Below are 13,954 nucleotides of genomic sequence, written 5' to 3' on the forward strand. Positions count from 1 at the left end.
GGCCGAGTCGCAGTCGGCCGGCCCGCCACCCCTCCATTGTCCTTCCCGTCGCTCCGCCCGCCCACCGAGGTGCCCGAGATGACCACCAAAGCCCTTCCCGCAGCCGCCCTGCCCCCGCCCCCGGCCGGCCCCGACTGGTTGCCGCGCCCCGGCGCCTACACCGCCGCACCCGACCGCTGCATCGTCGAACTGACCGGCAGGATCGGCCCGCTGGTCACCCTGCGCCGGCGGCTCGTGGCCGCGGACGCCAGGCTCACCGTCACGCCGGAGCCCGAACGCTGCGCGCTGAGCCTGGAGCTGACCGGGCGCCCGCTGCACGGAGCCCGGTTCACCTTCGTCAGCACGGCCATCGCGTCGGCGGACCACGGTTCCCGGCTGACAGCGGTCGGCGATCTCGCCCTGCGCGACGGGCCCCCCACCTCGGCCGTGCTGGCCCTGCGCGTCGTCGAGCGCACGGACGACGCGCTCCTCGTCCTCGGCCTCCTCCGCCTGCCGTACCGTCCGCTGCACCGCGCGACCGGCCTGACCCTCCCCCGCACCCGCCCCGCAGACCGCGTCCGTCTGCTCGTCGCCGCGGAGTTCACATGCCCCGCCTGACCGCATCGACCGCCCGGAACGCCCTGCGCGCCGTCCTGACCGGCCTGCTCCTCACGGCAGCGGGCGTCGTTCTGCCCACCGCCACGGCGCAGGCGGCCACGACGCACCAGATCGTCATGTCCGGCTACGCCTTCAGCCCCCGCTCCCTCACCATCAGCGCAGGGGACACCGTCACCTGGGTCAACCAGGACCAGGCCCCGCACAACGTGAAGACCGTCTCCGGCCCCGCCTCGGTCCAGTCCTCGATGCTGAACAAGGGCGGCGTCTTCAGCCACACGTTCAGCACACCGGGGACGTACGACTACGAATGCACGGTGCATCCCGGCATGACCGCCGTGCTCGTCGTCAAGGCCGCGGCTGCCGCCACCCCCGCCCCCACGGTCCACCCCACCACCCATCAGCACACCGCCTCCGCCCCGGCCGCCGGGCACACCGTGCCCCGGTCCACGGCCCCCGCCTCAGCGGCCACTCACGCCGGCCGCGGCGGAAAGGCCTCAGCGGCCGCCACGGACGACCGGCCCTCCCCCTCGTCCTCTCCCACCGCGGCCACCGGAGCACCGACCACCGTGGACACACAGGCCACCGCCGCCACGGCCCGTCCCCTCGATCCGTTGCTCGTCCTCACAGGCTTCGTCGCCGGGGTCGCGGTGCTGTGCCTGCTCCTGGTCGGCTCCCGCTCCGCCGCCCTGCCCCGACGCGACGAGTCGGACCTGAGCTGACACCGCCAGGGAGAGCGAGCGGCGCACAGGGGGCGGTCCGCGGCGGCCACTGTTTTCGACGCCTCGCGCGGCGTCCCGGTCACTTCTCGCCGTGCTGGCGGCGGATTCGGGAGGCGACCTCGTTCTCCTCCGTCTCCCACCAGGGGCGGACCCGGTCGGCGGCGGGAGCGGCGGGGGCGGAGGGCTCCGACGCGGTCGGGGCGGGGACGGCCACGGCCACGGCCAGTTGCTGCTCGTCCAGGCGGCGGTCCAGGGCCGCCGTCTGGACCCGTTCCGCCCGCGCCCACTGGAAAAGGATCGTCAGCAGGAACGGCAGCGCGACCAGCTCGGCGATGCTCAGCATCGCGCCGCCGCCGATCTGCTGGTCGTGCAGGACGTCGGGGGCCCAGGCCGGGTGGTGGTGGAGGTACCACGCGCCCGCGATCAGCGTCCCGTGGGTCATCACGACGACCCCGGGAATCGCGTCGATCACCCCGTCCAGGAAGACCAGGCCCGCCCGCACCGGGTGGCTGCACCAGGCCGGCAGGGTCTCCTCACGGGTCAGCACCGGTACGACGAAGAGGCAGCCCGCCGCCAGCAGGTGCAGGTACATCAGCTCGTGCAGCCAGCCCACGCGCAGCGCGGTCGCGAAGTACGGGGTGAAGTACACCGTCAGCTCGGTGGCGAGCACCAGCGCCGTGCTGACCAGGGGGAAGGTGAGCAGGCGGAGCACGCGGCCGGTCATCGCCCGGCGCAGCCGCGCCGCCGCGGGCTCCGGCAGCGCCTCCACCCCGAGCCGGAGCGGGTCGCCGAGGGCGAGACCGAGCGGGGCCACGAGGTCGAGCAGGATGTTCTGCACGGCCGCGGGCCAGAACAGCACATGGTCGTAGACGGCGAGGCTCGACATCGTCGCCACCACCAGCGTGCCCAGGCCGAGGACGGCGAAGGCGGCGGTCCGGGCCGGGGACCAGACCCCGCCCCTGGCGCGCACCCGCAGCACGCCCCAGCCGTACAGCCCGCCCAGGGCCACGACCAGCAGCATCGCCGGCACGTCCAGCTGCCACGACGTCAGCAGCCGGCCGGCGGTCAGCTCGGCCATCCGGCTCACGGGTCCACGCTCCTTCGCTCCGGGACGAAACGGGTCAGGTCAGGCCACGCCCACTGCGCGACGCTATACCTGGGCCACCCGGAGCCGGCACCGGGGTGCGCACCCGCTCGGCACGATCACCGGAACGGGTTGCCGGGCGACCCCCGCGTCACAGTTCTGTGCCGGGCCGCGGTGGTTCTTGTTCACTTTCGTTCGGCCGTACCTAAGGTGATCAACACGGCCTGGCGATCTGACCGTCTCCACCGTCCCGGGGGCCGCACCGGCACCCCGGGGACGCACATCCGGGGACACGGGGAACACAGGGGACACGGGGGTCTTTCTCACCATGGGGGAACGTTTCGTCATGCCTCGGCGGCTGTCGGCGCGGCCGGTCGCCGCTCTGCTCGCCGCCGTCGGGATCGTCGCGGGGGTGGTGGTCGGCGCGCCGGGGCTGGAGACGGTGGTGGGGTGCGGGACCTCGGGGGACCTGTATCCGTCGCAGACCGCGAAGGACTGGGTGTCGCACGCCGATCACGTCGTCGTCGCCAGCCCGACCGCGGAGCGGGAGACGAACCGGCGGACCTACGTCAAGGGGGCCGTGGCGTCCGCGACGGACCGGCTGGTGAGCTTCCGGACCGACGGCAGGCTGTGGTCGCGCAGCTCGCCCCGGCACGCCCTCGGCGCCGCCTTCGACATGGTCGCCCCCGGCTGGGAGGTCTACCGGTCCAGCGGCGCCCGCGTGGCCGAGACGGCCACCGACGCGCCCCGACTCCAGGTCGGCCACACCTATCTGCTCGCCCTGCGCTGGCACGAGGGCGGCTGGGCCGTCCTCGGCGAGGGCGCGGCCGTGCCCTTCGACGACCACACCGCCGACCAGGCGAGTGGTGCGGGCGGGTGCTGAGCAAGACGGACGTCGCCGAGGGCGAACGCTTCTCCCGGCAGGACGACGACAGCCTGGAGAAGGCGCTGCTGGGACAGGGGGAGCAGGCCGCCAGGGACGCCCTGAACCGCGCGGCCCGCGGCTGAACCCCGCGCACGGGGCCCACAACTCCCCCACCTAAACGGCATGGACTGTTCACACTCTCTCCACTCTTGACGGGCGGGAGCGCAAGGAACCGGCCATTGACTCTCCGGCGCGGCACCCCGATTCGGAGCCGCATGGGGAGAACTGTTTCCGTATAGGGGGGCACAGTGGTGTCCGCGCTCAAGGGTTCCGCCGGGGCGGAAGCCGAAAGACCCGCGCCCAGACGGCCGTCACCCGCCCGTGGCATCGGGGACCGGATCTTCCGGGTCCAGTTGACGGCCTCCGGGGTCATCGTCCTCGCCATCATGGCGGCCGTAGGGCTGTTCCTGCTGCTCCGGGCCGGACAGGCACTGCGGACCAGGGGTGTCTGGGGCTTCCTCACGACCGCCGAATGGCAGCCGGACGTCCACCGCTTCGGCATCGCGGCCGTGCTGACCGGCACCCTGCTGATCGCCGCCGTGGCCGTCACGATCAGCGTGCCGCTGGCCCTCGGGACCGCCCTGTTCATCTCGGACATCGCGCCCCGCCCGCTGCGCCGCACGCTCGTCTCCCTGGTCGACCTGATGGCCGCCGTGCCGTCCGTGGTCTACGGCCTGTGGGGGCTGTTCTTCCTCCAGCAGCACGTGATCGGGCTGTCCCGGTGGCTGTCGGACTGGTTCGGCTGGATCCCCTTCCTGCACGTCGACGGCACCCAGCCGGGCGAGCCTCTCGCCTCCCAGAGCGTCTACACCGCCTCCACCTTCGTCGCCGGGATCGTCGTCGCGCTGATGGTCGCGCCCATCCAGTGCTCGGTGATGCGCGAGGTGTTCGCGCAGGCGCCGGCCGGTGAACGGGAGGGCGCCTACGCGCTCGGCGCCACCCGCTGGGGCATGATCCGCGCGGTCGTGCTGCCGTACGGCACGGGCGGGATCATCGGCGGCACCATGCTGGGCCTGGGCCGGGCGCTCGGCGAGACCATCGCGGTCTACCTGATCATCTCGCCGGTCTTCACCATCCAGCCGCACATCCTGCAGACCGGTGCGAACTCCGTCTCCTCCCTGATCGCCCTGCACTACGGCGACGCCTCGACCTTCGGCATGTCCGCGCTGATGGCCGCGGGCCTCGCGCTGTTCCTGCTCACCCTGGCGGTCAACTTCACCGCCTCCTCGATCGTGGCCAGGTCACGGTCCGGCGCACAGAGCGAGGCGTGACGATGACCGTCGTGGACCTTGAGAAGGGCGCCCCCCAGGACGTCCCGCAGGACACCTCCGGGGAGGCCGCCCAGGACACCGCCGCAGGCCCGGCCGTGGCCGCCGCGCCCCCCGACGTTCCGCGCCGGATCGGCGGACTCACCCGCTCCGGAGTGCTGTCGGTGTCCGGCGCCGCCGCCTCCGGACTGTGCGTCGCCGTCCTCCTCTTCGGCGAACTCGCGCCGTTCTCGGGCGCGTTGGGCTTCTTCGTCACCGCGTACCTCTCTTTCCTCGGTATCTACGCGGTGCTGACAGGGCTGGAGGAGGACGGGCAGGCGGTCCGGGACCGCGTGATGACCGTCGTCCTGTGGTCGGCGGGCGGGCTGATGCTCGCCGCGCTCACCCTGGTCGTCGGCTTCACCGCCTGGCGCGGCCGGGAGGCGCTGCCGCACACCAATTTCTTCACCCAGGACATGCAGGCGGCGGGCCCGCTCGACCCGCTGACCAACGGCGGCATCGCGCACGCCATGCTCGGCACGCTCATCATGATCGCCATCGCGCTGGCGATCACGGTGCCGCTGGGCCTGGCCTGCGCGGTGTACCTGAACCAGATCCCGGGCCGCTTCTCCCGCTTCGTGCGGACGATCGTCGAGGCGATGACCGCGCTGCCGTCCATCGTGGCCGGTCTGATGGTGTACGCCGTCTGGATCCTCAACCTGGGGATGCAGAAGTCGGGTCTGGCGGCGGGCTTCGCGATCAGCGTGATGATGCTGCCGATCGTGGTCCGCGCGGCGGACGTGGTGCTGCGCCTGGTCCCCGGCACCCTCACGGAGGCGTCCGAGGCGCTCGGCGCCCCCCGCTGGCGCACGGTCTGGCACGTGGTCCTGCCCACCGCCCGCTCGGGCCTCGCGACCGCCGTCATCCTCGGCACCGCCCGCGGTATCGGCGAGACCTCCCCGGTCCTGCTCACCGCGGGTTTCACGGCGGCGCTCAACGCCGACCCGACGAGCGGCCCGATGATCTCCCTCCCGCTGGCCGTCTTCAACTTCGTCAAGTCCCCCGAGCCCACGATGATCGCGCGCGGCTTCGGCGCGGCGGCGGTCCTGATGGCGCTGGTCCTGGTCCTCTTCGTGATCGCCCGTGTGATCGGCGGCCGCGGCCCGGGCCACCAGAACAAGCGCCAGGCGAGACGGGCGGCACGCGCTTCGCGCAGGGATGCGGCACGCTTCGCCGACCTCCACGCACCGGGCCTCCAGCTCTTCGAGACCGGTGACGACAACGAACCCAGGGGCGCCGGGCTGCATCAAGCAGCGGCTCCGCCGCGGCGCGCGCCCGGCCCCGACGGACCCGCACCCGCACCCGCACCCGCACCCATCGACGGCGAACAGCCCCCGTCCTCCGCAGGAGACGTGCACTGATGTCCAGCCAAGTCATCACCGCCCTACGACGGCTGGGCATCCTGGCCGCACTGCTCGGCGTCCTCGGCACCATCGCCGGCACCCCGGCCGTCGCCGACAGCTACACCCCCATCGCCGGCGCCGGCTCCACCTGGGCCGAGAACGCCGTCGACCAGTGGCGTCGTGACGTCAACAAGAACGGCATGCGCATCAGCTACGCCGGTACCGGTTCGTCGGACGGCCGCCGCCAGTTCCTCTCCGGCACCGTCGACTTCGCCGTCTCCGACATCCCGTTCCAGACGAACCCCACCGACGGCAGCGCGGCCGAACGCCCCGCGAAGGGCTCGTACGCCTACATGCCGATCGTGGCCGGCGGCACGGTGTTCATGTACCACCTCACGGTCAACGGCAAGAAGGTCACCAACCTCCGCCTCTCCGGCGACGTGGTCACCAGGATCTTCACCGGGGTCGTCAAGAGCTGGGACGACCCGGCGATCAAGGCGGACAACCCAGGGTTGCAGCTCCCCCACCGCACCATCGTCCCCGTCGTCCGCTCCGACGGCTCCGGCTCCACCGCCCAGTTCACGATGTGGATGGCGAACCAGCACAAGGCCCTGTGGAACGCCTACTGCGCCAAGGTCGGCCGCTCGGGATCGTGCGGGCAGACCTCGTACTACCCCACCGTCTCCGGCATGATCGCCCAGTCCGGTGACCTCGGGGTCGCCGGCTACGTCGCCCAGAACTACGGCGAGGGCGCCATCGGCTACGTCAACTACTCGTACGCCCTCAACGCGCACTACCCGGTCGCCAAGGTGCTGAACCACGCGGGCTACTACACCGAGCCCACCCCGCAGAACGTGGCGGTATCGCTCCTCAAGGCGGAGATCAACACCGACAGGAACTCGGCGGACTACCTCACCCAGCAGCTCAACGGCGTCTACAACGACTCCGACAAGCGCAACTACCCGCTGTCCAGCTACTCGTACATGATCCTTCCCCTGAAGGTGCAGGGCACCTTCACCAAGGCCAAGGGCAAGACGCTCGGGGCGTTCTCGTACTACTTCATGTGCCAGGGCCAGCAGCAGGCACCGAACCTCGGCTACTCGCCGCTCCCGATCAACCTCGTCCAGGCCGGCTTCGACCAGATCCGCCGGATCCCGGGCGTGCAGACGCAGAACATCAACATCAAGAACTGCAACAACCCGACCTTCACCGCCAACGGCGAGAACCGGCTCGCGCAGACCGCGCCCTACCCGCCCGCCTGTGACCGGAAGGGCGCCGCACCCTGCACCAGCGGCAGCGGTGGCGCCACGGCCAGTGCAGGCAACGGCAGCGGCGGCAGCTCCTCCGGCGGTTCGACCGGCTCCACCGGCACCGGCACCGGCACGAGCGGCGGAGCCGCCACCGCCGGCGGCTCCGGCTCGGCCGGCGGCAACAGCGCCCAGCCCTCCGTCGACCCCGACACCGGCCAGACCATCTCCCCCGGTGGCGCCACGGGTACGGCCTCCGGCGGCACCGGCGCGGGCGCCGACGGCACGGTGGCCCTCGCCCAGCCGGTCGCCGTGGCCACCGGACACGGCTGGACCGGCACCCAGACGCTGATGCTGCTGGCCGCGGTCCTGGTGTTCGGCCTGCTCCTGCTGCCCTCGGTGGTCTCCCGCCTGGTCGGCAGCAGGGCGGGCGGCAGCACCCCTGGCAACAGCCGCCCGGAAGACGGGAGTTCGCGATGAGACGCACCCGGACACGCAACGCGCTGATTCGCCTGCTGGCCGGCGCCGCCGTCGGCGCCCTCGCCGGACTCGCGGTCGCCCAGACCGCCCCCACGGCCACCGCGGCCACCGGCTCCGCGGTGACCGTCTCCGGGCGCGGCGAGTTCCAGGACATGAAGTTCACGGTCTCGCAGACCAAGGACCTCACCAGCCAGGCCGTCACGGTGAGCTGGACCGGCGGCACGCCGACCACCTTCGCGGGCACCCAGTTCAACACCGACTTCGTGCAGATCATGCAGTGCTGGGGCGACGACGACGGCACGGTCCCGGCCAACCCCGGCCCGTCGCGCACCCAGTGCCAGTACGGCGCCTCCCCGACCACCAACCGCACCAGCTGGCCGGGCAACGGCCAGGACGACACCCGGCAGATCTTCTACAGCGCCGACCCCACCAACTACGGCCAGGACAACCGGTACGGCGCCGCCAACCCGAACGCCCCGGGCGAGGTGCCCTTCACGTCGGTGGACGGCACCACGATCACCACCAACACCCAGAACAACGCGCTGTTCAACTACAACACCACCAACGAGATCGACTTCGCCCGTACCGGCACCAACGGCACCGGCAAGGAGTACTTCGAGGTCCAGACCGCCAACGAGGCACCCCACCTCGGCTGCGGCATCCCCGTCACCACCGACGGCGTCACCCGGCCCCGCTCCTGCTGGCTGGTGATCGTCCCGCAGGGGCATCTCGACCTGGACGGCAAGCCGTACGCGGACCAGAGCCAGGTCAACGCCGGCTCCCCGGTCTCCTCCACCAACTGGAAGAACCGGATCGCGGTCAGGCTGGACTTCAACAGCGTCGGCAGCAACTGCGCCCTCGGCGCCGACGAACGCCCCACCACCGGCAGCGAGCTGGCGGCGGACGCGATGACCAGCTGGCAGGCCCAGCTCTGCTCGGTCGGCAAGGTCTACGGCTACACCGAGCTCGGCGAGCCCGACACCCGGTCCCGGCTGATCTCGGACGCCTCCTCCACGGGCCTGGCCTTCACCACCCGGAAACTGGGCGCGGACGCGGGCACCAGCGCGCCGTCGGGGACGACGACCTACGCACCGGTCGCGCTCTCCGGAGCCGTCATCGGGTTCACGATCGAACGCAGACCCAAGTCCGGGGCGCCGGACAGCATCGCGAAGCTCGCCGGCACCAAGGTCGAGTCCCTCAGGCTGAACCAGCGCCTGGTCGCCAAGCTGCTCACCGAGTCGTACCGCAACTCCACCTGGGGTTCGGTCATCAACGGCACGGCGGCCAAGGGATACGGCTGGACGAAGAGCAACCCGGCCGGTATCGCCTCCGACCCCGAGTTCATCGCCCTGAACCCGGAGTTCCAGTACCTGTCGGTCGCCGAGACACCGGCCACCGACACCGACCTGATCACCTCGCTCGGCCACTCCGACACCGCCCGCGCGATCTGGCAGTGGGTCCTCGCCGACAAGGACGCCCGGCAGTTCCTCGCAGGTGTCCCGGACGACGACGGCATGCGGGTCAACCCGTACTACAGCACCAACGCCGACCTGAACCCGACCGGTATCGCCTTCGACCCGTCGAGCACCGACGACTACCCGAAGAGCGACCCGTGGTGCACGGTGCCGCCCGGCTCGGACGCGCCGGCCACGGCCACCCAGTGCATGACCGACTTCCACCCCTACGTGGACGACATGCACTCCGGCGCCCTGCACACCCGGCGCGCGGACACCCTGTGGAAGTCCACCTGGGACGCGCTGTCCAGCCCGCAGGCGTACAAGAGCCCGGGTCCGCAGACGGTCGGCTCGCGCTTCGTCATCACGATCACGGACACGGCCTCGGCGGCCCGGTACGGCCTGCAGACCGCCGAGCTGAAGAACACCGCCGGCACGTACGTGGCCCCGAGCACGGCCGGCCTGACCGCGGCCGCCGCGACCGCCACCGGTTCCGGCATCGCCGAGATCACCCCGGCCGACGCCACGGCCAAGGGCGCCTACCCGCTCTCCGAGCTGGTCTACGCGGCGGTCCGGCCCGGCAAGGTGAGCAAGGCCGCCCGCCAGGACTACGCGGCCCTGCTGCACTACGCCGCCGCGACCGGCCAGACCCCGGGCGCCGACCCGGGCAAGCTGCCCGACGGCTACGCCCCGCTCTCCGCGAAGCTGCGCGCCCAGACCGTCAAGGCGGCGGACGCGCTGCTCCACTACACCGGACCGAGCTCCGCGGGCGGCGGCTCGGCCGACGGCGGCGGTACCGACACCGGCGGTGGCGCCCCCACCGGCACCAGCGCGGTCGGCGGCGGCACGACCGGGGGCGCCGGCACGGGTACGGGCACGCCGGCCGATGGCGCCGGCACCTCGCCCAGCGCCAAGCCGTCCTTCGACGGCGGCAAGGCGCTGGAGACCACCGCGGCCGGGAACACCCCGGCGGACCCGGACACACCGCTCCGCTATGCGGTGCCGGTGGGGGCCGCGCTCGGGGCGGTCGCCGGGGTCGGGGCGCCCTTCGCGGGCGGGCGTCGGCTGTCGATGGCTTCCGTGACGACGGCAGTGCGTCGGCTGCGGGCGCGTCGTGGCTGGCCGCGCCCACGCGGTGGAGCCGCACATCAATAACGCCCCGCGCCCCTGAGGGGGCGCCCACAGACGGCCGTCCGCCCCGGAAGGCAGTCGGGGCGGACGGTTCGCACCACCCTGCCAGATCCTCTGGCAACCCCCAGCTAGCTAGCTCTCGTCAGGAGACTCTCGATGCGCAGAATGCGCTCTTCGGCGGCGTTCGTCGCCGCTGCCGTGGTGGCCGGCGGGCTCGCCCTCGCCACCCCGGCGGTCGCCGACCCGGACGCCGGTGCCTTCCGCCAGCTGGTCGGCGTGGGCTCGGACACCACCCAGGACGTGCTGAACGCCCTGGCCGGTGACACCGTGAACGGCACCGGCTACTCCGCCACCGCGGTGAAGTCGGCGACCGGCGCGGGCATCGCGTCGTACGACGCGATCGAGCCCGGCACCGGCTCCACCACCTCGAACATCAAGACCCGTACCGGCGGCCCGTCCTTCCTGCGCCCGAACGGCTCCGGCAACGGCCGTCTCGCCCTGAGCGAGGCGCTGACCGGCGACAAGTACCCGACCAGCGCCGGTGTCTCCATCAGCGGCCAGGTCGACTTCGCCCGTTCCTCCGGCGGCCCCTCCGTCTCCGGCACCGCGCTGACCTACATCCCGATGGCGCGTGACGCGGTCGGCGTCGCGGTCAAGGGCTCGGCGCTGGACACGCTGACCGCGGACCAGCTGCACGACATCTACTCGGGCACGCTCACCACGGTGAACGGCCAGACCGTGCACCCGAAGATCCCGCAGGCCGGCTCCGGCACCCGCAAGTTCTTCCTCGCGGCGATCGGCCTGACCGACGCGACGCTCTCCCCGAACGTCACCACCGTCCAGGAGAACCAGGCCAACGCGGCCCTCACCGCGGACGGCGCCCTCGTCCCGTTCTCGGTCGGTTCCTGGATCGCCCAGATCAACGGCGTCTCCCCCGACTACAGCAGGACGGCGGCCGCGGCCGGCGGCCACCTGGCCGCCATCCAGCTGCCCGGCGACACCGGCGGCGCCACCAGCCCGGTCACGACCGTCAACGGCAAGCTGGCCCCGGTCACCGCCTACTACGACAACGCCACCTTCGGCCGTGACGTCTACAACGTCGTGCCGAGCCGCGCGATCGACACCGGCAGCATCTTCTTCGACAAGGACCTGTACGACGTCTTCGTCACCAGCGGCAGCCACACCGCCGCGCTGGCGTCGGACGCCGCCGAGTCGGTCATCGCCAAGTTCGGTTTCGTCAACGAGGCCTACAACGGCTCCGTCTCCCTGGCCAGGCACGCCAAGCTCGGCGGCCTGGAGGAGTCCGGCGTCGACGCCTCGGTGCCCGGCGCCCCCACGGTGAAGGCCACCGTCGGCGACGCGAGCGTGAAGCTGTCCTGGACCGCTCCGTCCGCCACCGCGCTGCCGGTCACCGACTACCGGATCACGCTGACCGACGCGGACGGCGGTGTCGTCGCCGTCAAGGACGTCGCGGCCTCCGCCACGTCGTACTCCTTCACCGGCCTGGCCAACGGCACCTACACCGCCACGGTCACCGCCGACAACCTCAACGGCACCGGTGCCGCGGCCACCTGGACCGGCTCGGTCACGTACACGAGCAAGACGGCCGCCACCACCGCCACCACCGTCTACGGCAAGACCCCGAAGGTCGCCGTCACCGTCACCGGCTCGCACGGTGTGAAGCCCACCGGCAAGGTCACCGTCAAGGACGGCTCCACCACCCTCGGCACCGGCACCCTCGACGCGTCCGGCAAGGTCACCATCGGCCTGTCGAACCACCTCAAGGTCGCCACGCACTCCCTGTCGGTGTCCTACGCGGGCAGCTCCACGCTGAACGCGTCGTCCACCACCGTCTCCCTGAAGATCACCAAGGCCGCGCCGGCCGTCTCCACCGCGGCGCCGACCTCGGTGAGCCACACCGCCAAGGGCAAGGTCACCGTCAAGGTCACCGCCACCGGCACCACCCCGACCGGCACCGTCCGCATCTACGAGGGCTCCAAGGTGCTGGCCACCGGCACCCTGAGCGGCGGCAAGGTCACCATCACGCTGCCGAAGCTGGCCAAGGGCAAGCACACCCTGCACGCGTTCTACGTCGGCTCCCCGACCGTGAACCCGAAGTCCGGCGCCAACGTCACCATCAAGTCCACCTGACCGGTTGACGGGCCCGCCGGGAGCCTCGTACGGCTCCCGGCGGCCCCTCACGCACCCCTGAAGGAGGCGGGCCGCCGTGACGGTCGCCGTACCGACACCGAAAGCTCTGGCTCCGGCCGTGCCGCGCAGGCCCGTCGCCGGCCTCACCTTCGTCCGCCACCTCTCGCGCGGCGGACTGCTCAGCCTCGCCGCCCTGCTGCTCGGCATCACCGTCCAGCTGCTGGTGGTCAGCGGCGCCCAGGAACACTCGGCCCAGCACGCCGACTTCGACCAGCTGCGCGAGCAACTCGCCCTCGGCACCGCGCCGGTGGCGCAGACCGGGCAGGACGGCAAGCTGCTGGCGCCGGGCACCCCGGTCGCGCTCGTCGAGATACCCAAGCTGGGGCTGAGCCAGGTCGTCCTGGAGGGCACCGACTCCTCCGTCATGACGGACGGCCCCGGACACCGCCGGGACACCCCGATGCCCGGCCAGGCCGGCACCAGCGTGCTGATGGGACGTGCGGCGGCCTACGGCGGCCCGTTCGGCAAGCTGTCCCGGCTCGCCACCGGTGACACGTTCACCGTGACCACCGGCCAGGGCAGGGCGAGGTTCCAGGTCATCGACGTACGACGGGCCGGGGACCCGGCGCCGACTGCGCTCGCCTCCGGCAAGAGCCGGATCGTCCTCATCACCGCGACCGGCCCGGGGTTCATGCCCTCGGGCGTCCTGCGCGTCGACGCCGACCTGGTCTCCGCGGCGTTCCGGACCCCGCCGGCCGTGATCCGGGCCGGCACCCTGCCCAGCTCCGAGGAGCCGCTGGCCCGCCCCTCCGGGGTGCCGTGGCCGCTGGTGATGTGGCTCCAGGCGCTGCTGCTCGCCGCGGTCGCCGCCGTCTGGACCTGGCACCGCTGGGGCCGCCACCAGACCTGGATCGTCTTCGCCCCGGTCGTCGCGGTGCTCGGCCTCCAGGTCGCGACGCGCACCACCGAACTGCTGCCGAACCTGTTGTGACCGAGGTGAGTGAAGTGACTGAAGCAACGCAAGCGACCGAAGTAATCGACATGACAGCCTCGATGGGCACCACCGGAGCGGCCGACACCGCCGCGCTCACCGCCGTGGTGGACGGCCCCGCCCCCGCCACCCTGGAAGCCCGGGCCGTCTCCGCCTGGTTCGGCTCGCACCAGGTGCTCAGCCAGGTCTCGCTGACCATGCCCGCGGGCGAGGTGACCGCGCTGATCGGCCCGTCCGGCTGCGGCAAGTCGACGTTCCTGCGCACCCTGAACCGGATGCACGAGATGATCCCGTCCGCGCAGTTCGGCGGTGAGGTGCTCTTCGAGGGCGAGGACATCTACGACGCGTCCTGGCGGCTGACCGACGCCCGCCGCAGGATCGGCATGGTCTTCCAGAAGCCGAACCCGTTCCCGGCGATGTCGATCTACGACAACGTGGTGGCGGGCCTGAAGCTGACCGGCACGAAGGCGAACCGCCGGGAGAAGGACGAACTCGTCGAGGAGTCCCTGACCCGCGCCGGCCTGT

The 13,954-nt window shown here is 72.1% G+C and carries 12 protein-coding genes; 11 read left to right on the forward strand and 1 reads right to left on the reverse strand.

What is annotated here, in order from left to right:
• The first annotated feature begins 78 nt into the window (after positions 1–78).
• Positions 79–597 carry a hypothetical protein gene (locus tag ABZ646_RS24535; RefSeq protein ID WP_360522701.1) on the forward strand — a complete coding sequence of 173 codons (519 nt, stop codon included), beginning with the start codon at positions 79–81 and terminating at the stop codon, positions 595–597.
• On the forward strand, positions 585–1,316 hold the full coding sequence (locus ABZ646_RS24540; RefSeq protein ID WP_360522704.1) for a plastocyanin/azurin family copper-binding protein: 732 nt from the start codon (positions 585–587) through the stop codon (positions 1,314–1,316). The genes ABZ646_RS24535 and ABZ646_RS24540 overlap by 13 nt, the downstream gene beginning before the upstream one ends.
• A gap of 79 nt (positions 1,317–1,395) precedes the next feature.
• On the opposite strand, the gene ABZ646_RS24545 is transcribed toward ABZ646_RS24540, so the two are convergent.
• Entirely contained in the window at positions 1,396–2,394 is a 999-nt protein-coding gene (locus tag ABZ646_RS24545; protein ID WP_360522731.1) for a cytochrome c oxidase assembly protein, read from the reverse strand.
• A 352-nt stretch (positions 2,395–2,746) separates the two neighbouring features.
• Between ABZ646_RS24545 and ABZ646_RS24550 the strand changes: the two genes are divergently transcribed.
• The 9 genes from ABZ646_RS24550 to ABZ646_RS24590 all read left to right on the forward strand — a co-directional run.
• Positions 2,747–3,283 carry a hypothetical protein gene (locus ABZ646_RS24550; RefSeq protein WP_360522707.1) on the forward strand — a complete coding sequence of 179 codons (537 nt, stop codon included), beginning with the start codon at positions 2,747–2,749 and terminating at the stop codon, positions 3,281–3,283.
• Positions 3,277–3,408 carry a hypothetical protein gene (locus tag ABZ646_RS24555; protein ID WP_360522710.1) on the forward strand — a complete coding sequence of 44 codons (132 nt, stop codon included), beginning with the start codon at positions 3,277–3,279 and terminating at the stop codon, positions 3,406–3,408. Before ABZ646_RS24550 ends, ABZ646_RS24555 begins: the two co-directional genes overlap by 7 nt.
• Before the next feature lie 168 nt (positions 3,409–3,576).
• Positions 3,577–4,596 carry a phosphate ABC transporter permease subunit PstC gene (gene pstC / locus ABZ646_RS24560; protein ID WP_360522713.1) on the forward strand — a complete coding sequence of 340 codons (1,020 nt, stop codon included), beginning with the start codon at positions 3,577–3,579 and terminating at the stop codon, positions 4,594–4,596.
• Between the two features lie 2 nt (positions 4,597–4,598).
• Entirely contained in the window at positions 4,599–5,993 is a 1,395-nt protein-coding gene (gene pstA, locus ABZ646_RS24565; RefSeq protein ID WP_360522734.1) for a phosphate ABC transporter permease PstA, read from the forward strand.
• The gene (gene pstS, locus ABZ646_RS24570) at positions 5,993–7,702 is read left to right on the forward strand and encodes a phosphate ABC transporter substrate-binding protein PstS (protein WP_360522716.1); all 1,710 of its coding nucleotides are present in this window, start codon (positions 5,993–5,995) and stop codon (positions 7,700–7,702) included. The genes pstA and pstS overlap by 1 nt, the downstream gene beginning before the upstream one ends.
• Complete coding sequence (locus ABZ646_RS24575) at positions 7,699–10,311, forward strand: hypothetical protein (protein WP_360522719.1); 2,613 nt, start codon at positions 7,699–7,701, stop codon at positions 10,309–10,311. The genes pstS and ABZ646_RS24575 overlap by 4 nt, the downstream gene beginning before the upstream one ends.
• Positions 10,312–10,443: 132 nt before the next feature.
• The gene (locus ABZ646_RS24580) at positions 10,444–12,438 is read left to right on the forward strand and encodes an Ig-like domain repeat protein (RefSeq protein ID WP_360522722.1); all 1,995 of its coding nucleotides are present in this window, start codon (positions 10,444–10,446) and stop codon (positions 12,436–12,438) included.
• Positions 12,439–12,514: 76 nt separating this feature from the next.
• Positions 12,515–13,429 (forward strand): sortase, encoded by a 915-nt coding sequence (locus ABZ646_RS24585; RefSeq protein ID WP_360522725.1) that lies wholly within the window; start codon positions 12,515–12,517, stop codon positions 13,427–13,429.
• A gap of 50 nt (positions 13,430–13,479) precedes the next feature.
• Positions 13,480–13,954 (forward strand): ATP-binding cassette domain-containing protein (locus tag ABZ646_RS24590; RefSeq protein WP_360522728.1); only part of this gene is annotated, 475 nt, incomplete at its 3' end.

The sequence above is a fragment of the Streptomyces sp. NPDC007162 genome, from assembly GCF_040634175.1.
Classification (GTDB): domain Bacteria; phylum Actinomycetota; class Actinomycetes; order Streptomycetales; family Streptomycetaceae; genus Streptomyces.

Excerpts from the sequence above, each read along its gene's own strand:
- pstA (WP_360522734.1), top strand. The coding sequence starts at position 4,599 with ATGACCGTCGTGGACCTTGAGAAGGGCGCCCCCCAGGACGTCCCGCAG.
- ABZ646_RS24540 (WP_360522704.1), top strand. The coding sequence starts at position 585 with ATGCCCCGCCTGACCGCATCGACCGCCCGGAACGCCCTGCGCGCCGTC.
- ABZ646_RS24545 (WP_360522731.1), bottom strand. The coding sequence starts at position 2,394 with ATGGCCGAGCTGACCGCCGGCCGGCTGCTGACGTCGTGGCAGCTGGAC.
- ABZ646_RS24550 (WP_360522707.1), top strand. The coding sequence starts at position 2,747 with ATGCCTCGGCGGCTGTCGGCGCGGCCGGTCGCCGCTCTGCTCGCCGCC.
- ABZ646_RS24535 (WP_360522701.1), top strand. The coding sequence starts at position 79 with ATGACCACCAAAGCCCTTCCCGCAGCCGCCCTGCCCCCGCCCCCGGCC.
- ABZ646_RS24580 (WP_360522722.1), top strand. The coding sequence starts at position 10,444 with ATGCGCAGAATGCGCTCTTCGGCGGCGTTCGTCGCCGCTGCCGTGGTG.
- pstS (WP_360522716.1), top strand. The coding sequence starts at position 5,993 with ATGTCCAGCCAAGTCATCACCGCCCTACGACGGCTGGGCATCCTGGCC.
- ABZ646_RS24575 (WP_360522719.1), top strand. The coding sequence starts at position 7,699 with ATGAGACGCACCCGGACACGCAACGCGCTGATTCGCCTGCTGGCCGGC.